This window comes from Pandoraea pneumonica (assembly GCF_902459645.1).
In the GTDB taxonomy this organism is placed as follows: Bacteria; Pseudomonadota; Gammaproteobacteria; order Burkholderiales; family Burkholderiaceae; genus Pandoraea; species Pandoraea pneumonica.
Genome location: NZ_CABPSK010000002.1, coordinates 1,154,375 through 1,177,123 on the forward strand (window position 1 = coordinate 1,154,375; position 22,749 = coordinate 1,177,123).

The 22,749-nt window shown below is 62.7% G+C and carries 18 protein-coding genes; 8 read left to right on the top strand and 10 right to left on the bottom strand.

Going from position 1 to position 22,749, the window contains the following annotated elements; all coding sequences use genetic code 11:
* Positions 1–58: 58 nt before the first annotated feature.
* Positions 59–991 (top strand): LysR family transcriptional regulator, encoded by a 933-nt coding sequence (locus PPN31114_RS14350; protein WP_150680130.1) that lies wholly within the window; start codon positions 59–61, stop codon positions 989–991.
* A gap of 1 nt (position 992) precedes the next feature.
* Here the strand turns inward: PPN31114_RS14350 and PPN31114_RS14355 are convergent, their stop codons facing one another.
* The 4 genes from PPN31114_RS14355 to PPN31114_RS14370 all read right to left on the bottom strand — a co-directional run bounded on the left by PPN31114_RS14355 (position 993) and on the right by PPN31114_RS14370 (position 6,934).
* A complete protein-coding gene (locus PPN31114_RS14355; RefSeq protein ID WP_150680131.1) occupies positions 993–2,243 on the bottom strand; it encodes a sensor domain-containing phosphodiesterase in 1,251 nt (416 codons plus the stop codon).
* A 196-nt stretch (positions 2,244–2,439) separates the two neighbouring features.
* Positions 2,440–3,735 (bottom strand): MFS transporter, encoded by a 1,296-nt coding sequence (locus tag PPN31114_RS14360; RefSeq protein ID WP_150680132.1) that lies wholly within the window; start codon positions 3,733–3,735, stop codon positions 2,440–2,442.
* A gap of 153 nt (positions 3,736–3,888) precedes the next feature.
* Entirely contained in the window at positions 3,889–5,217 is a 1,329-nt protein-coding gene (locus tag PPN31114_RS14365) for an MFS transporter (RefSeq protein WP_150680133.1), read from the bottom strand.
* Positions 5,218–5,260: 43 nt separating this feature from the next.
* On the bottom strand, positions 5,261–6,934 hold the full coding sequence (locus PPN31114_RS14370) for a GMC family oxidoreductase (protein WP_150680134.1): 1,674 nt from the start codon (positions 6,932–6,934) through the stop codon (positions 5,261–5,263).
* Positions 6,935–7,284: 350 nt separating this feature from the next.
* On the opposite strand from PPN31114_RS14370, the gene PPN31114_RS14375 reads away from it, so the two are divergent.
* Entirely contained in the window at positions 7,285–8,145 is an 861-nt protein-coding gene (locus tag PPN31114_RS14375) for an IclR family transcriptional regulator (protein ID WP_150680135.1), read from the top strand.
* Between the two features lie 45 nt (positions 8,146–8,190).
* On the opposite strand, the gene PPN31114_RS14380 is transcribed toward PPN31114_RS14375, so the two are convergent.
* Positions 8,191–8,979, bottom strand: a complete 789-nt coding sequence (locus PPN31114_RS14380; RefSeq protein ID WP_150680136.1) for an IclR family transcriptional regulator — start codon at positions 8,977–8,979, stop codon at positions 8,191–8,193.
* Positions 8,980–9,231: 252 nt separating this feature from the next.
* Here PPN31114_RS14380 and PPN31114_RS14385 point away from each other — a divergent pair, with 252 nt between their 5' ends.
* Positions 9,232–10,209 (top strand): AAA family ATPase, encoded by a 978-nt coding sequence (locus tag PPN31114_RS14385; protein ID WP_150680431.1) that lies wholly within the window; start codon positions 9,232–9,234, stop codon positions 10,207–10,209.
* Complete coding sequence (locus PPN31114_RS14390) at positions 10,206–11,945, top strand: cobaltochelatase CobT-related protein (protein ID WP_150680137.1); 1,740 nt, start codon at positions 10,206–10,208, stop codon at positions 11,943–11,945. The genes PPN31114_RS14385 and PPN31114_RS14390 overlap by 4 nt, the downstream gene beginning before the upstream one ends.
* On the opposite strand, the gene PPN31114_RS14395 is transcribed toward PPN31114_RS14390, so the two are convergent.
* The 5 genes from PPN31114_RS14395 to PPN31114_RS14415 form a co-directional block, all read right to left on the bottom strand.
* Entirely contained in the window at positions 11,946–12,713 is a 768-nt protein-coding gene (locus PPN31114_RS14395) for a sulfite exporter TauE/SafE family protein (RefSeq protein WP_150680138.1), read from the bottom strand.
* A 4-nt stretch (positions 12,714–12,717) separates the two neighbouring features.
* Positions 12,718–13,758, bottom strand: coding sequence for a phosphate acetyltransferase (gene pta, locus PPN31114_RS14400; RefSeq protein ID WP_150680139.1), 1,041 nt, complete (start codon positions 13,756–13,758; stop codon positions 12,718–12,720).
* 78 nt (positions 13,759–13,836) lie between these two features.
* Positions 13,837–15,669, bottom strand: a complete 1,833-nt coding sequence (xsc, locus tag PPN31114_RS14405; protein ID WP_174988049.1) for a sulfoacetaldehyde acetyltransferase — start codon at positions 15,667–15,669, stop codon at positions 13,837–13,839.
* A gap of 230 nt (positions 15,670–15,899) precedes the next feature.
* A complete protein-coding gene (locus tag PPN31114_RS14410) occupies positions 15,900–16,289 on the bottom strand; it encodes a nuclear transport factor 2 family protein (protein WP_150680140.1) in 390 nt (129 codons plus the stop codon).
* A 58-nt stretch (positions 16,290–16,347) separates the two neighbouring features.
* The gene (locus PPN31114_RS14415) at positions 16,348–17,808 is read right to left on the bottom strand and encodes an NAD(P)/FAD-dependent oxidoreductase (RefSeq protein WP_370865873.1); all 1,461 of its coding nucleotides are present in this window, start codon (positions 17,806–17,808) and stop codon (positions 16,348–16,350) included.
* Positions 17,809–18,359: 551 nt separating this feature from the next.
* Here PPN31114_RS14415 and PPN31114_RS14420 point away from each other — a divergent pair.
* From PPN31114_RS14420 to PPN31114_RS14435, 4 genes are all read left to right on the top strand, one after another.
* A complete protein-coding gene (locus tag PPN31114_RS14420; RefSeq protein WP_150680141.1) occupies positions 18,360–18,560 on the top strand; it encodes a DUF3311 domain-containing protein in 201 nt (66 codons plus the stop codon).
* A gap of 64 nt (positions 18,561–18,624) precedes the next feature.
* The gene (locus PPN31114_RS14425; RefSeq protein WP_150680142.1) at positions 18,625–20,046 is read left to right on the top strand and encodes a sodium:solute symporter family protein; all 1,422 of its coding nucleotides are present in this window, start codon (positions 18,625–18,627) and stop codon (positions 20,044–20,046) included.
* Positions 20,046–21,713, top strand: a complete 1,668-nt coding sequence (locus PPN31114_RS14430) for an amidohydrolase (RefSeq protein ID WP_150680143.1) — start codon at positions 20,046–20,048, stop codon at positions 21,711–21,713. The genes PPN31114_RS14425 and PPN31114_RS14430 overlap by 1 nt, the downstream gene beginning before the upstream one ends.
* An 11-nt stretch (positions 21,714–21,724) precedes the next feature.
* Complete coding sequence (locus PPN31114_RS14435; RefSeq protein WP_246182545.1) at positions 21,725–22,675, top strand: CobW family GTP-binding protein; 951 nt, start codon at positions 21,725–21,727, stop codon at positions 22,673–22,675.
* The last annotated feature ends 74 nt before the right edge of the window (positions 22,676–22,749 follow it).

The window sequence follows — 22,749 nt, forward strand, 5'->3', positions numbered from 1 at the left end:
GCATAAATTCTTATCCTGATAACATCCATTTATCAGTGATAACCCTCGGTATGTAGCCATGAAACTTCACCAATTGCGCGCGCTCGTGGCGGTGGCGAACACCGGCAGCATTCACGAAGCGGCGCGCACGCTGCACGTGACGCAGCCCGCGGTCACACGCGCGTTGCGAGATCTCGAAACGGAAGTGGGGCTGATGCTGATCGTGCGCAGCTCGACCGGGGTGTCGCTCACGCACGAGGGGCGTGCGCTGCTCCAGCGTGCCGAATTGATCGTCAACGAGATGACGCGCACCGAGGCGGAAATGACGCGGCTGCGCGATACCCGGCAGGGACGTGTGTCGATTGGCGTGACGCCGCTCTCGGCGATCACCGTGCTGCCCAAGGCGTACAACCGCTTTCGGCAGACGATGCCCGATGTGACGCTCGAATTCTCGGAGTTCAGCGCGTCGCAGCTCGTCGAGCAGCTAAAGAGCGGGGCGCTCGATTTCGCATTGGGCTCGGGTGTCGATGGCCGGGAATTTGCCTCGGTGCGCGCCGTGCATCTGGCGACGTTCCCGATGTGGTTTTCCGTCGCGCGGCGCGGGCAGTTGGCCAACGCGACATCGCTTGCCGATTTGCAAGACGCCGAATGGCTGCACACCGGGCCTTCCAGCGAATTTCAGGCGTTTCTCACGGAGTTGTTTGCGCGACAAGGGCTGGCGCCGCCGCGTCGTATCACGCGATGTGCATCGCAAACGCTCTTCTACAGTCTGGCGGTGAACAGCAACGTCGTGACGTCGTGGACCCACCTTGCGCTGCGCACCGAAGGCGCAGCGGAAGAACTCAAGACGTTAGATTTGCTGGAGCAGCCGCCCGCACGAAAACTCTTCCTGCTGTTTCGCGACAGCGCGATTCTCACCGCGCCTGCCGAGTATTTCGTGCGATGTATCGAAGACTCAGTGAAGGCCGAGCAAGGCACGCGCGCGGGCAAGGCGTCGAAGGCCGACCGGTAACTTACCAGTTGATGTCGACACAGAGCACTTGCAGCCCCTGCTTCGCCGGGGTGGCGATGGACGCGGTGACGCACAAGTGCGCTTCGTTGATCGACAGATACGGCGGGGTGAAATGCACTTCACCCGGCTCGCGCATCGCTTCGATGAAGTACGGACGCCGCGCCCAGTTCGCGCCTTGCGAATGCAAAAGCGGCCGGAAACGCTTGGCGCGTTGCGACGAATGATTGTTCGGCAGCACGTTGTCGCCGATCTGACGGCCCGCAGCGTCCAGCAAGAAGCAACGTGCGGCGTCGGGCAACGCCAACAAGTCGTGCGCCGCTTCCTTGATATCCATCCCTTGAGCAATGCGAGCCGCCGCCGCTTCGATGCCAGCGACATACGGGGCAAGACGCGCATGCTCTGCGCGCTCGCGCTCGACCAACTGGGTGCGTAGCGCGCCTGAGAGCGCGTCCATGCGCTCGGCGGCGACCTTCGGCGGCACCGGGTCCACGTCGGGGGCCGCGAAGTATTGCCCCTGCACGAAGTCGACATTGCACTCCAGTGCGATGAGCGCTTCGCGATCCGCCGTGAGGCCGCCCATCATCACCAACTGGCCGGATTCGTGCAGCAACGACACCAGTCCGGGCAGCACCCGCGCTAGGTGCGATTGTTCAGTGGCCTGCGCAAGAATGCCGCGATCGAGCACCACGATATCGGGACGCAGATCCCACACGCGGTCGATGTTCGAGTGCTTGGCGCCGAAGCCGCCCAGTGCGATCAGGAAGCCCGCTTTACGCAGGCTGCCGACGATGGCACCGAAGCGCGGCGTGTCGCCGCCCGCTTGTTCGGGCACTTCGAGCACCACGCGTTGGGGCGAGAGGCCGATGGCTTTGAGCGTGGCAATGAGCGCGTCGCCGTAGACGGTGTCCATCAGCGCAGCCGGATGCAGGTTCAGGAAGAGCCAGGCGTCGCGGCTGTCGAATTCATGGAAGTTGCCCAGATGCAGCGATTCGGCGAGGCGGCCGAGTTCGAGCATGTCGCCGTGACGGGCGGCGAGCGTGAAGACTTCGTGCGAGGGCACGTGGCGGCCTTCGGCATCGTGTGCACGCAGCGATGCGTGATACCCGATGGCGCGACGGTGCGACACGGAGAAGACCGGCTGAAAGACGCTGCAAATGGTGAAGTCGCCGTAAATGACGATACGGCGGCCGTCTTCGGCCGCAGTCAGGCGGGGTGGCAACAACCCGGGGGCGTCGAGGTCGATCATGCTCATGGTGTGGACAGTCGCGGGAGCGGCAATGTTATTTACAGAATAGGTGAGCAAGAACCGTGCTCAAAGGCCGCCCGCGCATTGCCTCGCCGGGCCGGCGCTATTGTCCGTGATTTTCGGCCCGCGATGTGCCGCACCGCACCAGCGTGTGGCGCGGCGGCACCAAGTTGGGGCGGATGCCGTGTCCGCCCCGAAGCCCTCAAGGCTGAAGCCGCTGCGCCCGCAGCGCCACACGCGCGAGCAGCAGCGCGCAGATCACATTGAAGATGTGCAGTCCACCGGGCCCGACCAGCGTCATGAATAGCGACGCAATCACCGGTCCGAGAATCCCACCCACTGAGAAGAGGATGAGCAGCGTGGCGCTGACCACGACGCGTTGCTCGGGCGCGGTCCGGTCGTTCACATGCGAGACGATCAGACCGTACTGCGTGAAATTGGCGGCTGAGAATAGGAACATCAGCAGGAAGACGAGCCAATGCGCCTGAATGACGATGAGTGGCGCGCAGAACGCCGCAGACGCGAACGCCAGTCGGCGCGAGAGCGTACGCCGGTCCATGCGGTCGGAAAGCCGTCCGATGGGCCACTGCATGAGCAGGGCGCCGAAGAGCGCTACGCCCATGAGCGTGGAGAGACTGCCGATCGAGAGCCCGATGCGCGTCAGGTAGATCGGCACGATGGCGTAGAACGCGCTGTAGAGAAAGCCCGCGAGAATGCAGCCCGGAATCGCAATCGGCGTTGCGCGCGCCATTTCGGCAATGCCGTCGAACAGGCTCATCGCGGGTTGCTTCACGAGCCGGTCGTCGGCCACGCGCGTGGGCCAGCCTTGCATGAGCGTGATGGGCAGAATGGCGGCGACGAACAAACCGGCGACCAGCAGCAATTGGCCTTCGCTGCCCGCTTCGCCGACGTTGAGAAGAAACTGCCCGGCACCCACGGCGAGGTAGTTGATCGTGAGATACGAGCCGAATACGCGCCCGCGCATCGTGTTGGGCACCGACCCGTTGAGCCAGCTTTCGACGGTGGTGTACACGCCCATCAACGCGAGACCTGTCCCTAGACGTAGCAGGCAGAGCACGAGCGTGGTCTCGCTTACAGCGAAGCCCATAACGAACAACGCGGCGAGTGCTGCGAAGGCGACGAACGCGCGATGCTGTCCGATGCGCTCGATGAGCGAGCGGTTGTAGAACGCGCCGAGCAGAAAGCCGCCGTAGTAGCACGACTGAATCACACCGACGGTAAACGTCGACGCGCCGTATTGCAGCGCGTGAAAAGGAATCGCGGTGGCGAACAGACCGTTGCCGACGACCAGCACGCCGTAGGCAAGCAAAATGCCCATGAGCGCGGGATAGACGCTGATGGGCAGGGGCACGGCATCGGCCGGTGCCGGTCCGGGGGCAGGCGACGGTGCGCTGAGCAGCGCGCCTTCCGAGAGCGGGCCGGGGCGGTCGGGTTCGTCCTCCGGGAGCGGGGTTTCGAGCGACGGATCTCGCTGCATCGTGTCTCGTGGGCAGGTGAGCGATACCCTGAATCATCGCACGAGATCGCCGAAGCCTGCCCTGCCCAGCGTCAAACACGCTGCAAAAAGGCGTGCCCCGTGAGAGGCACGCCTGCTGTTGTTGCCGGTCTCCCGGCGATGCCGTCGTGTGGCTTAGTGTTCTGCGACCCCCGCACCGTGCCACACATGCTGGCGGCGCTTCTTACTTGCAATCCACGCCGCAGACAGCGCGCTGATCAACCCGGCACACAGCACGTAGATACAGATCATCCACGGCTCGCCGCCGTTCTTTTGCAGCAAGTAGGTGGCGATGATCGGGCTCAGGCCGCTCGCGAAGATGCCCGAGAACTGGTAGACGAACGAGATACCGGTGTAGCGAACCTTCGCGTCGAAGAGCTCGGAGAACAGCGCGGCTTCCGGGCCATAAATCGAGGCGTAGATCACGCCGAGCGGAATCACGATAGCGAGCCACACGAGGAACACATTGCCGCCGCTGGCCTTCATCAGCCAGAACCCGCCGAACGACGACAGCCCAGTGAGCAGCGAACCCCAGAAGTAGATGCGCGTGCGGCCGACGCGGTCTGACAGCTTGCCGAAGAACGGGATCGTGAAGATCATCACGAAGGCGGCCGCCATCACGCCCATCAATGCTTCGGTCTGCGAGAGCTTCAGCGTCTGCGTCAGGTAGGCGATGGAGAACACACCGAAGATGTTGAAGAACACCCCGTCGATGAAGCGCGCGCCCATTCCGGCGAGCACATTGCCGGGATTCTTGGTGAGCACTTCGGCAATCGGCATCTTGATCTCGGTGCCCGCCTTCTTGATCTTCGTGAACTCGGGCGTCTCCATCACGTTCAGGCGAATGTACATGCCGATAGCGACCAGACCGACCGAGAGGAAGAACGCGACACGCCAGCCCCACGCGAGAAACTGCGCACTAGTCAGCGTGTACGACAAAAGCGCGACCACCCCCGAGGCGAGACACAGGCCCAGCGCCAGCCCAACTTGCGGAATGCTCGCGTAGTAGCCGCGCTTTTCTTTCGGCGCATATTCGAACGCCATCAACACGGCGCCGCCCCATTCGCCACCCAGCCCGATGCCTTGCAGCACGCGCAGGAAAAGCAGCAGACACGGTGCCCACAGGCCAATTTGCGCGAAGGTCGGCACCATGCCGATGAGCATCGTGGCCACGCCCATGATCGAGAGCGTCATCACGAGCATGCTCTTGCGCCCGAGCTTATCGCCGAAGTGGCCGAAGATCACGCCGCCGAGCGGACGGCTCAGAAAGCCCACGGCGAACGTGCCGTAAGCGAGCATGGTGGAGACCAGCGGGTCGCCGCTTGGGAAATACAGCTTGTTGAAGACGATGCCGGCGACGACGCCGTATAGAAAAAAGTCGTACCACTCGATCGTGGCGCCGATCAGGCTGGCGACGACGACACGGCGCATCTGCCGGGCGTCGGTCTGAGTCGATGCATTCATGGTTGTCTCCGAATCTTTTAATGATGTGTGCCGTTACCAATGACTAGACTGCGACCGCTGTCGATGCGTCTGCTGCTTCTTTGATGCTGTGCCCGGCGCGGATCTTTTCGATATCCGACGCTTGCTGTTTGTCTTCGAGAATCATGTCCGCCGCTTTCTCCGCGATCATGATCGTCGGGGCATTCGTGTTGCCTGAAACCAGCTCGGGCATGATCGAGGCGTCCACCACGCGCAGCCCGGCGAGGCCGTGCACGCGCAACCGGTCGTCGACCACCGCCATGGGGTCGTGTCCCATCTTGCAGGTGCCCGCCGGGTGATAGATCGACTGACTGTATTGGCGCGCGGCTTGCAGCAACTCGTCGTCGCTCTGGTACTGAGCGCCGGGGATGAACTCGCTGATGATGTGCGGCGCGAGCGATGGCGCGGCGGCGATGCGGCGCGCCACCTTGATGCCGTCGATGACGACCTGATGGTCGCGCGCGTCCGAGAGATAGTTGGCGTGGATCGCCGGGTATTGCAGCGGATCGTTCGACACGATCTCGACGCTGCCCCGGCTGAACGGCCGCAACTGACAGACAGACGACGTGAAGGCCGAGAACGGATGCGCACCCTGTCCCGGTTTGTCTGCCGAGAGCGGCTGCATGTGGAACTGGATGTCGGGGCGCTCCACTTCTGGACGCGAGCGCGTGAAGATCGTCACCTGACTGGCGGCGAGCGTGAGCGGGCCCGTGCGTGCAAACGCGTATTGCAGGCCGATCAGCGCCTTGCGCAACGGGTTATTCACCTCGTCGTTCAGTGTGCGCTCGCGTGTCTTGAAGACGAGCCGGACTTGCAAGTGATCTTGCAGGTTCTGCCCGACACCTGGCAGCGCATGCCGCAGCGCCACGCCCGCTTTGGCAAGCACCGTCGTCGGCCCCACGCCGGAGTTCTGTAACAACTGCGGCGAACCGATCGCCCCGGCGGCGAGGATGACTTCGACACGCGCGCGGGCTTTCTTGCGCTCGCCGTTCTGCAAGTATTCGACGCCGACGGCGCGCTTGCCTTCGAAGAGCACGCGGCAAGTCTGCGCACGGGTCTCGACGATGAGATTGCGGCGCTCGCGTGCGGGCTTCAGAAAGCCCTTCGCGGTACTCCAGCGAAAGCCGCGAAATGCCGTTTGCTGAAAGTAGCCCACGCCTTCTTGCGTGGCGCCGTTGTAATCGGCGTTGAACGGAATACCGATGTCTTGTGCGGCAGCGATGAAGTGATCGGCAATGGGGCGGCGCAGCCGCAGGTCAGACACCTTGAGCGGGCCGCCCACGCCGTGATACTCGCTTGCGCCGTGTTCTTGATCTTCCGATTTCTTGAAGTACGGCAGCACGTCGGCATAGCGCCAGCCGCGATTGCCGAGCGTGGCCCAGCGGTCGTAATCCTGACGTTGGCCGCGCACGTAAAGCAGGCCGTTGAGCGAACTGGAGCCGCCAAGCACCTTGCCACGCGGCCAGTCGATTCGGCGATTGGCGACGTTCTCGTCGGCCTCCGTGTGATAGCACCAATCGAGTTCCGGATCGTGCATCGTTTTGAAATAACCGACCGGGATGTGAATCCACGGATTGCTATCGGGACCGCCGGCTTCGAGCAGCAACACCTTGTTCGCGGGGTCCGCGCTCAGACGGTTTGCGAGCACGCAGCCTGCCGAGCCTGCGCCAACGATCAGATAGTCGACCTCATGTTCCATACCGCCTTGTCTCCTGCTTTTGTTCGCCCTCCCCGAGCTGCCGGGGTGAAACGATTCGTTTCGGATTGTTTCGATTCAATGTCGGCGAGCGCCCGGCAAATGCCAAGCGAAAAGAAGCGTGCGAAGGGAAACTGAAACGGAATTCGCCGATGGCGGTTCAGAACGCGGCAATTGCTGCGGCGCATCTGCGGGGTTTCACTAGGGGCAGTGGCGGCGCTGGTCTGAGCGGACTTAGGTGATCGTTGTTTGCCGAATGTCACTCAAACCGGGGTAATCCCGGGGCTGATGATCGTCAAATAATTGGTATATTTTGTTTCTTTTATTTCGATGGTCGGGTGCGAGGAGGCGCAATGCGCGAGACGGGCACGCTAGACGAATTGGATATTCGCGCGAGCGAGGAGGCGCGAAACCTGCGGGCACTGGCGATCATCGAACGTCTTGCCATCGCCGGACAGCCCTATACGCTGTCGCAACTGGCGACGCGTTTGTCGATCCCCAAAGCTACGCTCATGCGGCTGATCGAGGCGCTGGAGTTGTGCGGATACGTGGCGCATGTGCCCGACTCGCGCGGCTCGGAGCGCGGGCTATCGCTGGGGCCGCGTGCGGCGCGGCTGGCGCTCGTCACGCTAGCGAATAACAACTTCACGCGCGCCGCACGCTCGCTACTGCGCGCGCTGGTCGATCGCGTGGGCGAGACCGTCAACCTGACGGCGCTCGATGGCGACGAGGTGCTTTATATCGAGCGCGTGGAAACCAACGAGCCGCTGCGCATGCAGATGCACCCCGGCATGCGTGTCCCGCTGCATTGCACGGCGAGCGGCAAGCTGTTTCTGTCGCAGATGCCGCTGGCCGAGCGGCGTGCGGTGCTCTCGCGCTTGACGCTCAAGCGGATGACGCCGCGCACGATCACTGACCCCAGCTTGCTCGACGCCGAGCTCGATCGGCTGGCCGCGCGCGGCATCGGTATCGACAACGAGGAATTCGTGCGCGGCATGGTGGCGGTGGGAGTGCCCGTGCGCGCGCCCGACGACGGCCACGTGCGCGCCGTGCTGGCCGTGCATGGCCCGACCGCACGCGTGACGCTGGAAGAACTGTTGGGGTTGGTGCCGACGCTGCGCGAGACGGCGACGGCGCTCGTGCCGCTACTCGATTGGCAGCGCACGAGCAAGACAGAGGCGTTGGCCAAGCGGGCCGACACGGAGAAGGTCTGAGCGGGTGATCGGCCGATGTGCCGGGGGCACATCGCCACATTGCGCTCAGAAGGTGTTGGCGAGTTCCTTGGCAGCTTCCTGCAAGCGCGGCACGAACTCCATTGCTTTTGACAGCGACGTGCGCGACACCGGCGCATGCACCGCGATGGCGGCGATGCACTGACCGTCTTCTTTCATCACCGGCGCGGCGACGCAGGCGATGCCCAGCACAAACTCCTCGTTGTCGACGGCAATGCCCTTATGGGCGATGCGGTCGAGTTCGCTCTCGAGCAATTCGGGATCGGTCAGCGTGTTGGGCGTGAAGCGTTGCAGCTTCATCGCGCGCAGCAAGGCGGCGCGTTGTTCGCGCGGCATCATGGCGAGCAACAACTTGCCGCTCGCGCTGCTATGCGCGGGGACGTGCGAACCGGGTTTGAGATCGAGCCGCAGCGGCCACGGAGCTTCCATGCGGTCGAGATAGAGCACTTCCGTCTCGTGGAGCATCGTGAGGTTGCAGGTCTCGCCAAGATCGGCTACCAAGCGGCCGAGAATCGCGTGGCGCATGCGGCGCGCCCCCGCTTGCATCATCACGCCCAGACTCAACTGCGCGAGACGCGGGCCGATCACATAGGCGTTCTTCTGACCGGGCTCGCGAATCACGAGGCCGCCGGCTTCGAGCGAACCGAGCATGCGATGCAGCGATGCCTTGGGCATCTGGATGTCGTGCGCCATGTCGGCGAGCGAGACCGGGGCGTCGGCGGCCACCAGATACTCCAGTAAGGCGAACGCCCGCAGGGTCGGGGTGTCTGCCTTGCCGTCCGACGAGGTGTCGCTCTTGGTCGCTGCGTCGTTCATATGCGCCGTTCCGGAAAATGGATCAGCGGTATTGTACCCAAACGGGTGATCGAACGGCATTGGCGGGTTCCGATGCGTTTCAGTTCGCTCGAATGTAGACGACGCTATCGCGGGCGTCAATTGCTAATTTTATTTTTCGGAACAAATTGTTTCTAAAAATATTTAGCGATATGATGCCGAAAATGAAAGCCCGGTGGCGCGGTACAGGAGACGAACGCGATGCAAAGCCAGAATCAAACCCCCAGCCAGCAGATGCCTGAGCATCCGGACCATTGGGTCGATGCGCGCAGCGTGTTCGGCATCGATGTCGATCTGAAGGTACCCGCCTATCGCGAGCGGGACGACCATGTGCCCGGAATCGACGAGGCCTATCGCTTCAATGCGGACGTGACGCTGGCGATTCTCGCGGGGTTCATGAATAACCGGCGCGTGATGGTGCAGGGCATGCATGGCACCGGCAAGTCGACGCATATCGAACAGGTGGCGGCACGCTTGAACTGGCCGTGCGTGCGCGTCAATCTCGACGGCCATATCAGCCGCCTCGATCTCGTCGGCAAAGACGCCATCGTCGTGCGCGACGGTCATCAGGTCACCGAGTTTCAAGAAGGTATCGTGCCGTGGGCGCTGCAACGCCCCGTGGCGCTTATCTTCGACGAATACGATGCGGGCCGCCCCGACGTGATGTTCGTGATTCAACGCATTCTCGAGCGCGAAGGCAAATTCACGTTGCTTGATCAGAACCGGGTGATCCACCCCCATCCGGGTTTCCGCATGTTCGCGACGACGAACACTGTGGGGCTGGGCAACCTGAACGGTCTGTATCACGGCACGCAGGTGCTCAATCACGCACAGATCGATCGCTGGAATGTGGTCGCCACGCTCAACTATCTCTCGCGCGAAGACGAAGCGGGCATCGTGCTGGCGCGCGTGCCGGAGCTCGGCACCGACGCTGGGCGCGCGCTGATCGACTCGATGGTCAGCGTGGCGGAACTCACCCGCAAGGGCTTCGCCACTGGCGATCTGTCGACGCTGATGTCGCCTCGCACCGTCATCAACTGGGCGGAGAACGTGGGCATCTTCCGCGACCCGGGGCTGGCGTTCCGGTTGACGTTCCTGAACAAGTGCGACGAGGCCGAGCGGCCCATCGTCGCCGAGTATTACCAGCGGGCGTTTGGCCACGAGTTGCCGTTCGACGACGGCGCGCGCTCGCTGCTGGCCGATGCGTCATGACGATCTCCGATCGCGAAGCAGCTCGTCGCGCCGCGCGCGGCGAAGCGCTGTGCGCGGCCACCGTGCGGGCGCTCACCGGCGACGCGGCTTTGCACTACAGCGGCTCGCGACTCTGCCGGAACATGCGCCCGCTGCCGTTGCATGCGCCGCATCTGCAAACGCTGCCGACACCGCACGACCCGTTTCGCTCGCTGCGCGGTGCGGCCGACGGTGCAGCACTGCGGCTGCGCCACAGCGACGCGGCACTGCATCGCAGCCTGCTGCCCGATTCGCCACTGGAGCGGTTGATCTTCGAACTACTCGAACAACTGCGCTGCGAAACCTTCGTGCCGCCGGGCATGCCGGGCATCGCCAAGAATCTACGCGAGCGTTTCGAGGCCTGGTCGCGTGCCGTGCACGAGACGGGCGTGGCCGACAGTCACGTGGGGCTGTTGCTCTACACCGTTGCGCAAATGAGTTGGTCGCGGTTGACGACGTATCCGGTGATCGAAGAGACGGAAGGGCTCATCGAAGCCACGCGCATGGCGATCGCGCCGCGCGTCGGCGGCGCGTTGGCGGGCATGCGCCGCACGCGAGCCGATCAGGCCGCGTTTGCCGTGTACGCGCGCGAACTGGCCGCCGAGATCGCTGCCATGATCCGCTCGGCGAGCGGCGAGGCGGCCGATGCCGACACCAAAGATGAAGAAGACCAGAAGGGCGTGCGCAACGCGTTCTCGCTGTTTCTCGATTTCGACGAAAAAGAAGAGGACGGCATCACACTCGCGCACTCGGGCGACAGCCGCGTACTGAAGGCGTCGGAACAGGGCTACCGCGTCTTTACGACGCGCTACGACCGCGAAGTGTATGCGGGAGCGCTCGTGCGCCGCGCGCTGCTCACGGAGTTTCGTGAACGGCTGGACGAGCGCATCGTCGCGCAGGCGATCAACGTGCCGCGTCTTGCACGTGCGCTCAAAGCCGCATTGGCCGTCCCGCAGCGCGACGGTTGGTCGTTCGGCGAAGAGCAGGGGCGTATCGATGGGCGGCGGCTTGCGCAATTGGTGAGCTCGCCCGCAGAGCGCCGTCTCTTCCGGCTGGAGAAGCACACGCTCATTGCCGAGTCGATGGTGAGTTTCCTGATCGATTGCTCGGGTTCGATGAAAGCGCAGATCGAGTCGGTTGGCATGATCGTCGACGTGCTGTCTCGTGCACTCGATGCCGCTGGCGTGACCAACGAAATCCTTGGCTTCACCACAGGCGCGTGGAACGGCGGACGTGCGCGCACCGACTGGCTGGCGCGCGGTAAGCCGCCGTTTCCCGGGCGGCTGAACGAAGTCTCGCATCTGATCTTCAAAGACGCAGTGACCAGTTGGCGGCGTGCCCGCACCGACATCGCCTCGTTGTTCAAAGCGGACTTGTTTCGCGAGGGCGTCGATGGCGAAGCAGTGACGTGGGCTTGCGAGCGGCTGCGCTCGCGGGTGGCGAACCGGCGCTTGCTGATCGTGATCTCCGACGGCAGTCCGATGGACGCCGCGACGAATCAGGTCAACGACGAACACTATCTCGATCACCATTTGCGCGAGGTCGTGGCACAGCAGCAGGCGCGTGGCGATGTGGAAGTGCTTGGCCTAGGCGTCGGGCTCGATCTCAGCCCGTACTACCGAAATTCACTGGCGCTCGATCTCACGGCACCCCCCGACATGACGATGTTCGCCAAGCTGGTCGACTGGATCGGCAGCGGCGGCCGACGCGGGCATTGATCACAGCATGTGGAGCAGGGCGCTGATCATCAAATGCGCGCCCAGCAGCATCAGCGTGATGAAGGCGATGCGCCGCGTTGTGACCCCGGAGAGCGGTGGCGGATATCGACGTCCGAGCACAGTCGCCAGCGCCACGATAGGCAGCGCCATTGCCGCCTGCCACCACACGGGTGCGGGGAGTTGTCCCGCAAAGGCGCTGTAGATCGTACGGATCGAAGCGGTCACGGCAAACAACAGAATCAACGCACAACGAATCTGTACCAGCGTGAGCGGCTGCCGATAGAAATAGAAGATCAGCGGCGGCCCCGAGATGCCGAACATCCCGCTAAGCAGCCCGCCGAAAATACCGCTGTAGAAAAAGCCCTTATCGCCCGAGCGTTCGGTTTTCGGTGCCGGTCGCAACGCAGATCCGATGCCGCCGTAAAGCACGACGGCCCCCAGCAGCAGGTGCAGCACGTTCGACGCCATGCCGTTGAGATAGTCGAACAGCAGCACGCCGACGACGACTGACGGAATGATGCCGAGCGTAGCCGCTCGCACGGCGCGCCAGTCGATGTGGTGCCACGTGCCGGGCAGCGCGAGCGCGCTATTGATGAGCGTGACCAGACTCACGAGAATCGCCACGCTCGCAACGGGCGCCAGACCAAAGCCGCTGGCGCCGCCCAGCACGATCATGCCGAGACCGAAGCCGGTCACCGTTTGAAAATACGTGGCGAAGCCGAGAAGCAACAGCAACGGCAGCGCCGAGAATACTGACGAAAACGTCATGCCGTCATGCGACGGCCACGGGCGCCGCCATGCTATCGAGGCGCGCCTGCGCAGCTTGCGCCTGCACGCACGTGACGCCGATCACGTAATAGATATCGTCCGAGCTACAGCCGCGCGAAAGGTCATTGGCAGGGCGATTCAGCCCTTGCAGCAAAGGCCCGATGGCCTTGGCGCCGCCGATGCGTTCCGCGAGCTTGTAGCCGATATTGCCTGCATCGAGACTCGGGAAGATCAACGTATTCGCATGGCCTTCAACCTGCGAGTGGGGCACTTTGCGCTGTGCAATTTCGGAGACGATGGCGGCGTCGAGTTGCACGTCGCCGTCGATCGCGAGGTGCGGGCGCGCGTCTTTCACGAGGCGTGTGGCTTCCACCACTTTGTCGACCGCCGCATGCTTGGCGCTACCGCTGGTGGAGAACGACAACATTGCCACGCGGGGCGGTTCCATCAGCAACGCTTGCGCACTGTCGGCGGCAGCCATCGCGATCTGGGCCAGTTGCGCGGCGTCCGGATCGACCACGAGTGCGCAGTCGGAAAAGATCAGACCGCCCTTCATCGTATGGAACGGCTCGCAGAGCATCATCAGGAAGAAGCTCGACACGAGTTGAAACGACGGTTGCACACCGACCAGTTGAATCGCCATGCGAACCACGTCGGCGGTCGTGTTGACCGCCCCGGCAACCGATCCGTCGGCATGCCCGCAGCGCAGCATCATGTTCGCGAAGCCCAACGGCGTGCGCATCTCCGCCGCAGCCTGCTCTCGCGTGAGGCCTTTTTTCTCGCGCATGGCGAACCACGTGCGTGAAAACTCTTCGGATAACGGCGACGTCACCGGATCGATCACTTGCATACCGGCAAGGTCGATACCGGCGTTATCCGCCGCTTGCAGTGTCTTGTTGATGTCGCCAACGAGCACGATGCGGGCGATGCCCTCGCGCGTGGCGCGCTCGGCTGCCGCAAGCACTCGGACGTCTTCCGACTCGCACAGCACGATGCGCTGGGGGGCGCTGCGCGCTGTGTCGAGAATGCGGTTGATGGCTTTCATGATGTCGAATCCAGAAAAAAAAGCGCCCCCGACACCCACAGAGCCGGGAGCGCTATCACACCGCTGACTGCTAATAAATCAGACGTAGTCCTTGTACTTGTCGAGCATGCGCACCGGCTTCGAGAGCGCGTCGCGGCGGAACGGATCGCCCAGCTCGCGGGTACACATGATTTCGATAATGGTCGTCTTGCCGTGATTCATTTGCAGATCGATGGCCTTCTTGAGCGCCGGGCCGACATCTTCCAGACGATCGACCACGATGCCTTCTGCGCCCATCGCTTTCGCGATACCGGCAAAGCTGGCGGTCTCCAGTTCGCCTGCCACGAAGCGGCGGTTGTAGAAGTCCACTTGGTTCTTCTTTTCCGCACCCCATTGACGGTTGTGGAACACCACTGCCGTGACCGGAATGTTGTGGCGCACGCACGTCAGCGTTTCCATCAGGCTCATGCCCCATGCGCCGTCACCGGCGTACGAGATGGCCGGACGGTGCGGTGCGGCCACCTTCGCGCCGATGATCGTCGGGAAGGCATAACCGCAGTTGCCCCAGCTCATCGCGGCGAAGAAGCTGCGCGGCTTGTTAAAGCGCAAGTAGCTGTTGGCCACCGAGTTGATGTTGCCGATGTCGGTCGAGACCATCACGTCTTCAGGCATGGCCTTTTCGAGCTCGCGCAGGACCTGACGCGGGTGCAGATAGGTGCCGCCGTTGAACGTGCGCTCCTTCGACTGCTCTTCGATCATGTCGAGGCTGTACGGATCGCGCTCGTGGGTCCACTCGTCCAGTTCCTTTTCCCAAGCCGCCTTTTCCGTGGCGATTTGGTCGGCACGTGCGCCACGCGTCGCGTCGCAGGCGAGCGTGCGTTCTGCCAGACGCTGCGAGAGGGCAACGGCGGCGGCTTTCGCGTCGCCGCAAATCCCTACCGAGATCTTCTTCACGAGGCCGAGCATCTTGTGATCGGCATCGATCTGAATGATCTTGGCGTTCTTCGGCCAGTAGTCGAGACCGTGTTGCGGCAGCGTGCCGAACGGTCCGAGGCGCGAGCCGAGGGCGACGACCACGTCGGCTTGTGCGAGCAGCTTCATGGCGGCCTTCGAGCCTTGATAGCCGAGCGGGCCGCACCACAGCGGATGGTTGGCCGGGAACGAGTCGTTGTGCAGGTAGCTGTTGACGACCGGTGCGCCGAGACGTTCGGCGAGTGCTTTGCATTCCTCGATCGCGTCGGCCATGACCACGCCGCCGCCCGAGATGATGACCGGGAACTTGGCTTGTGCCAGCAGTTCGGCCGCTTCGTTCAGGCGCTCTTCGCCACCGGCACCGCGGTCAAGGCGTTGCGGTTGCGGAATCTCGGCCTTGATCTGACCGTAGAAATAGTCGCGCGGAATATTGAGTTGCGTCGGGCCCATTTCGGCCATGGCGCGGTCGAAGCAACGGCCCGTGAATTCGGCCATGCGCGCCGGGTGCGTCACGTGGCCTTGATACTTCGTGAATTCCTGGAACATCGGCAGTTGCTTCGCTTCTTGGAAGCCGCCGAGGCCGATACCCATCGTGCCCGCTTCCGGCGTCACGATCACGACCGGGCTGTGCGCCCAGTAAGCGGCGGCAATGGCCGTCACGCAGTTACTGATGCCGGGGCCATTCTGGCCGATCACGACACCATGGCGGCCCGACACGCGAGCGTAGCCGTCAGCCATGTGACCTGCGCCTTGCTCGTGCACGACCGGAATCAGGCGGATGCCGGCAGGCGCGAAGATATCCATTGCATCCATAAAGGCCGAGCCCATGATGCCGAACATCTCGCTCACGCCGTTGGCGACCATCGTTTCGACAAACGCCTCAGACGGCGTCATGGTCTGCGGGCCGGCGTCGGTGGCCGTGAGTTGCTGGGTGGCCGTAGCCGGGTCTTTGGCGTTCATGGTGTCTCCAGTGAAAAATAAACGGAACAAATAATTCCGATTTCGTTGCGTAAGTGGAAATCTAGGTGATTCACTCGCCTCGGTCAATCGGTATTTTTATTTTTTGGTATGTTTTGTATTGAAAAATGCAACGAAAAATCTTGAGCGATAGTGTCGAGCCAGGGCTCACTGCACACCGAAAGAAAAAATGCCCCGGCAGGCGGGGCAAAAAATCCGGCGTTTAGGGCCTGTCAGAACGCCGGGCGATCTTTGCGGAACGCGTTTTTCACTTCGATCTTGCCGTCGCGCAGCGTGAACACGTCGACCATGCGCGCCTCGACGCGCGTGCCGTCGGCTTTGGTGCCGCGAAACGTCGATTCGGAGACGCCGCGATTGCCGCTCACGAAGTGTTCGCCTTCGGTCCACGACGCATCGGGGAAGTTTTCCCATGCCGATTGGAAGGCGGCGCGTACGGCCTCGCGGCCTTCGAACGTGCGGCCCATCATGTCGGGCCCGGCCACCGCGTGAAACACGCAGGTGTCGGTCATGCAGGCCATGAGGGCTTCGATATCGTGCCGGTTCCACGCGTCGTTGAAGGTCGCGAGCAACTGGATGTCGGCGGAAGCATTCGGTGTCGTCATTGATAAGTCCAAAAACAAATGAAACGGATGAGGCGGATGCATCGGAGCGCGTGACGGATCAACGCGCTTCGTCTTGCGCGTGGTATCGCTGATACAAGAAGCGCTGGCCGATACGGCGGAACGGCGCGAAGCCTTGCCACTGCACCGTGCCGAACACGTTGGGGTATTGCAGTGCCGAGTCGTAGATCGGCAGACTCCACGACGGATCGCGCTCACCGGCGATGCGTTGTGCGAGTCGCCGTCCGGCATGGGCCGAGAACGACACGCCGTTGCCGCCGTAACCCACCGCGTAGAACAGGCTTTGGCGCGGATCGGGTTGCGTGACGCGCGGCATCATGTCGTGGCTTACATCGACCCAGCCCCACCACGAGTAGTCCACGCGAATACCGCGCAGTGCGGGGAATTTGCGATGCAACCCTTCGACCAGCACCGCCATATGTTTCGGATTCTGCGCATCGGCCCCGGTGATCGAACTGCGGCTACCGATCTGCAACCGGTTGTCGGGCAGTAGGCGGTAGTAATAGCGCAGCGTGCGCGTGTCGGTGATGACTTCGTGCGTGCGGAAGTTGGTCGCGGCGAGCTCTTCCGGCGTGAGCACGCGCGTGACAAGCGAGTTCGAGAGGATCGGCATGATCTTCGAGCGCAGCGCTTTCGTCACATCGTTGCGGGTATAGCCGCCCGTGGCGAAGGCCACCGCTTTGGCGCGCACCACACCGCGCGGCGTGCGCACGTGATGCACACCGTTGATGGTCTCGACGCTCAGCACAGGCGTGGACGGATGCACGCGGGCACCGAGCGCACGCGCCATGCGCAGATATCCGAACGCGAGCTTGAGCGGGTGCACGCCGATGCCGTCCGGCTCGTGCAGTGCACCGCAATTCTCTTGATCGTCGACATATTGCTCGCTCACTTCCGCGCGCGAAAGAATGCGCGTGTCGTAACCGAACACGTCGCGCATCACTTTGGCTTCGTTGCGCAGGAAGTCCATCTTGCGCTCGCGGTGGGCGATGTAGAGATGGCCGCCCGGTTGCGGATCGCACGAAGGCACTTCTGCGATCAGCGACTTGAAGGTGTCGAAGCCTTCGCGAATTTCGGCGTCGAGCTTCAGCGCGGTTTCTTTGCCCCAGCGCTCGATCCATTGGGAACGATAGAGACGCCCGCTCGCGTTCTGGCCTTGACCGCCGTTGCGGCTGGTGCAGCCCCAGCACGTGCGGTTCGCTTCGAGCACGGTCGCGCGGATGCCGTGTTCGCGAGCGAGAAAGAGTGCCGTGGACAAGCCCGTGAAGCCAGCACCGACGATCACCACATCGACGTCGGCGTCGCCGGGTAGCGGGCCATCGTCTTCGGGCGGATCACCTGCGGTGGCGACCCAGTAGGTCGGTGCGTAATCCATGCCGAGTCCCGGGTTTGCCGAGACGAGCGGATCGTAAAGCGGATCGTATGGCGCAGCTTCGGAGCGACGATCCAGCGCGAAGGAATCAATCGTACCCACGGTAGGCTCCTGAGGAAATGAGCCCATACTGCCAAGAACAATTTCCGCGCATTAGTACCACCGGCGCTTTGTGATGGTGCCAGCGAAAAGCACCGTCGGCACAACCGCTACGCGCCGTCGCTGGTCCACCCAAATCCCATCACTGGCACCACACGTTCTTCCGATGTGGCTCTAAACGTCACGATTTTTGGCTGTAGATACTGGGGCCAGCTCACCCTAATTCCGGGCTCGCGAACGTGTTCTACCGGCTGGCTGGCAAGGCGCTCGCAGCGCCGCTTGGTCGCTCCAAGCAAGCTGCGGGCAACGCCGCCAGACGGCCGGTAGGGCACGTTCCCTTCGGGTTGCCCACCCAAAGGGGCGATCGCTGCGTCATGACCCTCGCGAATATTCCCGATATTCACTTCGGCTCATTCCTTGCGCTCGCCCCTTTGGCCGGGCAACGCGAGCCCGGAATTAGGGTGAACTGGCCCCAGGCCAGACAAATGGCCTAGAAGCGTCAATTCATGACGTGGCCAAGGCGTCGCCAGCCACACTGGCGCACCGCTGCCGAACAACGTGTCGCGTGCCGGAGACAGGACATGCTCAGATTGTTGATTGGACTTGGTTTGCCGTATCTCGGGGTCGTCGGGCTGTTGCCATGGGCGGCATCCCTCGACCGGTATGTGCTTGGCGTGCCGTTTATCTACGGCTGGATCTTCCTGTGGTTCGTGCTGACCTCGGGCTGCCTGTATCTGTGCTGGATGCTCTTCGATCGCCATCAAGTCGAAGACCCCGCCTGACGAGCTATCTCGGCTCACCCGTCACCCCCTTTAGTTCGCTACGAGCCTTTCGGAGATTGCGTCGATGGCTACTCTCATTTTTGCCGGCTTCATTCTGTTGTCGGTCTATCTCGCATTGCGAGCGCGCGGCGGCCGTGGGCCGCAAAGCGTGCACGACTTTTTTGTCGCCTCGCGTCAGTTCGGCGCGTGGCTCGTGTTCTTTCTCGCTGCGGGCGAGATTTACAGCATCGGCACGATGGTCGGGTTTCCCGGCGGCATCTACGCCAAAGGGCCGACGTACGGCGTATGGTTCCTCGGCTACATCTTGCTGGCCTACCCGGTCGGGTATTTCCTTGGACCGAAAATCTGGGACGCGGGCAAGCGCTACAACGCGATCACGCTGCCCGATCTGTTCAAGGGGCACTTCAACAGCCGCTTTCTCGAACTAGTGGTGGCGGTCACCGCCATCGTGTTCCTGCTGCCCTGGGGCCAGTTGCAATTCACCGGACTGGTCGCGGCGCTCAAGGGGCTGGGCTGGAACTTCCAACCGCTGTGGCTGATTTCGTTCTCGGCGTTGCTCGCCTTTATCTACATTGCGATCGCAGGCGTGCGCGCCTCGGCGTACATCGCTGTGCTGAAAGACATCCTGATGGTGGCTGCGATTGTCATCACCGGCGTGGCCGTGGCGTGGGAGGCAGGGGTAACACCGGTGTTCCAAGCTGCGAGCCAGCATGTGAGCAACGCGATGACCACGCAGCAACTCACGTTCGCGATGACGACCATCGTGTTCCAGTCGCTAGGCATGTACGTGATGCCGTTTGGCGTGCAGAACTTCTTCACGGCAAAGAGCGCCAGCACGATTCGCCGCACGCAAGTCGCCATGCCGCTGTACATGCTGATGTATCCGTTTTTGGTGCTCGCGTCGTACTACGCCATTAGCCAGAGCATCACGCTGAGTTCGCCCAACGAAGCCTTCTTCGCTGCCGTGACGCAGTTGCTGCCGTCGTGGCTCGTGGGTTTGGTCGCAGCGGGGGCGGCGCTCTCGGGGTTGCTGGTGCTCGCCGGTATCTGCCTTGCATTGGGGCCGATCGTCACGCGCAACATTCTCTCGGGCATGCCTGAGCATCGCCAGAAGACCAGCTCGAAGGTAGTGATCGTGCTGTATCTGCTTGGCTCCATCGTGCTGACGCTGCTCACGCCGAACCTGATGCTCACGCTCATCAATATGGCGTACTACGGCGTGACGCAATTCTTGCCGGGCGTGATCGCGGTGGTGTTTCGTCTGCGTGTGCGCGCATCGGCAGTTGCCGCGGGGGTGCTCGCCGGACAAGGGCTCGCGCTCGTGCTTTACTACAAGAATCCCGACCTTGGCGGCGTGAACCTCGGGCTGATTTGCCTGATCGTCAACGTCGTCGTCATGGCGGTGCTTCACCTGATTCTCGGCGGCAGTCGCGAGCGCGCGATGGGCCCGGCCGTGGGGACGCTTTCCACTTACAAGAAGTCGTAATGACAGACAGAGACAGCAAGGCAGTAACGAGGAGCGACGTGCGGATTTTCGCCGCACGCAAGATTCTGACGATGAACCCGGCGCAGCCGGTCGCTACGCACGTCGCCGTGCGTGACGGCCGGATTCTCGCGGTCGGTAGCTTGGACGACATGCGCCGCTGGACCGACGCAACACCCGACGAGTCGCTACGCGACAAGGTGCTAATGCCCGGTCTGGTCGAAGGGCATTGTCACCTGATGGAAGGTGCGATGTGGGACGCCGTATATGTGGGCTACTACGACCGGCGCGGGCCTGACGGCCATCTTTGGGCGGGACTGAAAACGCCCGCCGCCGTTATCGAGCGCTTGCGAGAGGCCGAACGCAAGCTTACAGACGACCATAAACCGCTGCTCGCCTGGGGCTACGACCCGATCTTCTTCGAGGGCACGCCACTGGTGGCGCGCGACATCGATACGATTTCGATCACGCGTCCCATCGCGATTTTGCATGCCAGCGTGCATCTGATGAACGTGAACACGGCCATGCTCGAACTGGCGGGCATCGATGGCGACACCGACGTCGAAGGCGTGGTGATGGGCGCGGATGGCGAGCCGACGGGCGAGTTGCAGGAGTTCGCGGCGATGTTCCCCGTGTATCGCGTGATTGGCGAAGGTCTGTCGATTGCCGCCAGCGAAAGTCCGCGCGCGATCTGGAACTTTGGACGCGTGGCGCAGCTTGCTGGCGTGACCACGGCCACCGACCTCGTCAATGACCTGACCGAGACCGGCAACGCCAACCTGCATGAGATCACTGCCGATCCGGCGTATCCGATTCGCATCGTGCCCGCCTTCGCGCCGCAACGCTGCCCGGAAGGCGGTCCGCAACGTGTGCTGAATGCACGCGACGGCAACACCGACAAGCTGCATTACGGACCGGTGAAGTTCATCGTCGACGGCTCGATTCAGGGCTTTACCGCGCGGGTGCGCTGGCCGGGGTATTTCAATGGCAAGCCCAACGGCCTTTGGTTGATCCCGCCCTCGCAACTGGTCGAGACGTTCATGCCGTTTCACGCGGCGGGTTTGCAGATGCATATCCACACGAATGGCGATGAAGCGACGGAAGTCGTGCTCGACGCGATCGAAGCACTGCTTGAACGCCATCCGCGCGTGGACCACCGTCATACGTTGCAACACTGCCAGATGGCCGATGTGGCGCAACTCACTCGGGCGCAGCGGCTGGGCATGTGCGTGAATTTCTTCGCCAACCACGTGTACTACTGGGGCGATGCGCATTATCACCAGACGATGGGGCCAGACCGCGCGAATCGCATGGACGCCGCCGAGCTGGCCCGGCAAATCGGGCTGCCGTTCGCCTTGCATTCGGACGCGCCGATCACGCAACTCAACCCGCTGTTCACGGCATGGTGTGCGGCCAAACGGGAGACGTCGTCGGGGCGCATTCTCGGCGAGTCGCTGCGTCTGCCGGTCGCCGATGCCCTGCGTGCCGTGACGCTGGGTGCCGCGTTCTCGCTCGGTATGGATCATCTGATCGGCAGTATCGAAGTCGGTAAGTATGCGGACTTCGCCGTCCTCGACGCCGACCCGTACGAGGTGCCGCTCGACGACTTGCGGCAAATGCCGGTCTGGGGCACGGTGCTGGGCGGCGAGGTGTTTCGCTCACCCGCGTAATGGCCATTGCGATGAACGAAACCCGTCCGCCCATTCCGATGATCGTGCTGGGCGGCTATCTGGGCGCGGGTAAGACGACGTTGGTCAACGCGCTGCTGCGCAATGCCGACGGCTTGCGTGTCACCGTCCTCGTCAACGACTTCGGTTCGATCAACGTCGACGCTGCGCTCATTCGTGAGCGCGGCGACGACGTGATCGGGCTGGAGAACGGCTGCGTGTGCTGCACCATCGGCGGGCGACTTGTCGAGACGCTGCTGGCGCTTGGTGAGCGCGCAGAACGGCCAGACTTGCTCGTGATCGAAGCGAGTGGTGTGTCCGACCCGGTGCGCATTGCGCAAGTCGGTCTGCTCGATCGGGCGTTTCGATTGCATGGCATCGTGGTGGCCGTGGATGCCGATGGCATCGACGATGTGCTCGACGATCGCTACGTCGGCGATATCGCGCGCAAGCAAATCGAAGCGGCTAGCACCCTCGTACTGACGAAGACCGACCTCGTGAGCGAGGAGAAGCTTCGCGCGGTGCGAGATCGCTTGGCATCGCTGGGCGCGACGCAGGTTGTAGTGACGGCACACAACGGTGTCGTTCCTGCCGCCGTTCTGTTGCCCGATGACGAGATGGTGATGCCCGCAGCGACGGGAAATTTTGCTTCCCGTGCCATCCGTCCTACCGCCCAAGCGTTGCCAGCAGGGCTGCGCAGCTTCAACGTGGAAACCTCACGGGTCTTCGACCGCACGCGTTTGAAAGCCGCGCTTGCGATGTATCCCGGCCAACTTTGGCGCGCCAAAGGCTTCGTCTCGCTGCAATCCGGCGCGATGACAGAGTTGCATGTTGTGGGGCGTCGTTCGATGCTGACCCGGCGACCGGATCTTCCTTCGCAAACGTCGGTGATCGTCATCATCGGCATCTTCACCGACCAAGAGCAACAGCATTTGACGCAAGCCCTTCACAACGCTTGCGGCTGATCTCACCCATCCGTTTTCGCTTTTCCCTTTCGCTTCACTGAAAACAATAAGGGCGGCAGAATCTGCCGCCCTTA

Bases quoted from the DNA above. Each gene is read 5' to 3' on its own strand.
- PPN31114_RS14425 (WP_150680142.1), top strand. From the start codon at position 18,625: ATGGCTACTCTCATTTTTGCCGGCTTCATTCTGTTGTCGGTCTATCTC.
- PPN31114_RS14385 (WP_150680431.1), top strand. From the start codon at position 9,232: ATGCCTGAGCATCCGGACCATTGGGTCGATGCGCGCAGCGTGTTCGGC.
- PPN31114_RS14390 (WP_150680137.1), top strand. From the start codon at position 10,206: ATGACGATCTCCGATCGCGAAGCAGCTCGTCGCGCCGCGCGCGGCGAA.
- PPN31114_RS14375 (WP_150680135.1), top strand. From the start codon at position 7,285: ATGCGCGAGACGGGCACGCTAGACGAATTGGATATTCGCGCGAGCGAG.
- PPN31114_RS14430 (WP_150680143.1), top strand. From the start codon at position 20,046: ATGACAGACAGAGACAGCAAGGCAGTAACGAGGAGCGACGTGCGGATT.
- pta (WP_150680139.1), bottom strand. From the start codon at position 13,758: ATGAAAGCCATCAACCGCATTCTCGACACAGCGCGCAGCGCCCCCCAG.
- PPN31114_RS14420 (WP_150680141.1), top strand. From the start codon at position 18,360: ATGCTCAGATTGTTGATTGGACTTGGTTTGCCGTATCTCGGGGTCGTC.
- PPN31114_RS14370 (WP_150680134.1), bottom strand. From the start codon at position 6,934: ATGGAACATGAGGTCGACTATCTGATCGTTGGCGCAGGCTCGGCAGGC.
- PPN31114_RS14415 (WP_370865873.1), bottom strand. From the start codon at position 17,808: ATGGGCTCATTTCCTCAGGAGCCTACCGTGGGTACGATTGATTCCTTC.
- PPN31114_RS14380 (WP_150680136.1), bottom strand. From the start codon at position 8,979: ATGAACGACGCAGCGACCAAGAGCGACACCTCGTCGGACGGCAAGGCA.
- PPN31114_RS14435 (WP_246182545.1), top strand. From the start codon at position 21,725: ATGAACGAAACCCGTCCGCCCATTCCGATGATCGTGCTGGGCGGCTAT.
- xsc (WP_174988049.1), bottom strand. From the start codon at position 15,669: ATGAACGCCAAAGACCCGGCTACGGCCACCCAGCAACTCACGGCCACC.
- PPN31114_RS14350 (WP_150680130.1), top strand. From the start codon at position 59: ATGAAACTTCACCAATTGCGCGCGCTCGTGGCGGTGGCGAACACCGGC.
- PPN31114_RS14410 (WP_150680140.1), bottom strand. From the start codon at position 16,289: ATGACGACACCGAATGCTTCCGCCGACATCCAGTTGCTCGCGACCTTC.
- PPN31114_RS14365 (WP_150680133.1), bottom strand. From the start codon at position 5,217: ATGAATGCATCGACTCAGACCGACGCCCGGCAGATGCGCCGTGTCGTC.
- PPN31114_RS14395 (WP_150680138.1), bottom strand. From the start codon at position 12,713: ATGACGTTTTCGTCAGTATTCTCGGCGCTGCCGTTGCTGTTGCTTCTC.
- PPN31114_RS14360 (WP_150680132.1), bottom strand. From the start codon at position 3,735: ATGCAGCGAGATCCGTCGCTCGAAACCCCGCTCCCGGAGGACGAACCC.
- PPN31114_RS14355 (WP_150680131.1), bottom strand. From the start codon at position 2,243: ATGAGCATGATCGACCTCGACGCCCCCGGGTTGTTGCCACCCCGCCTG.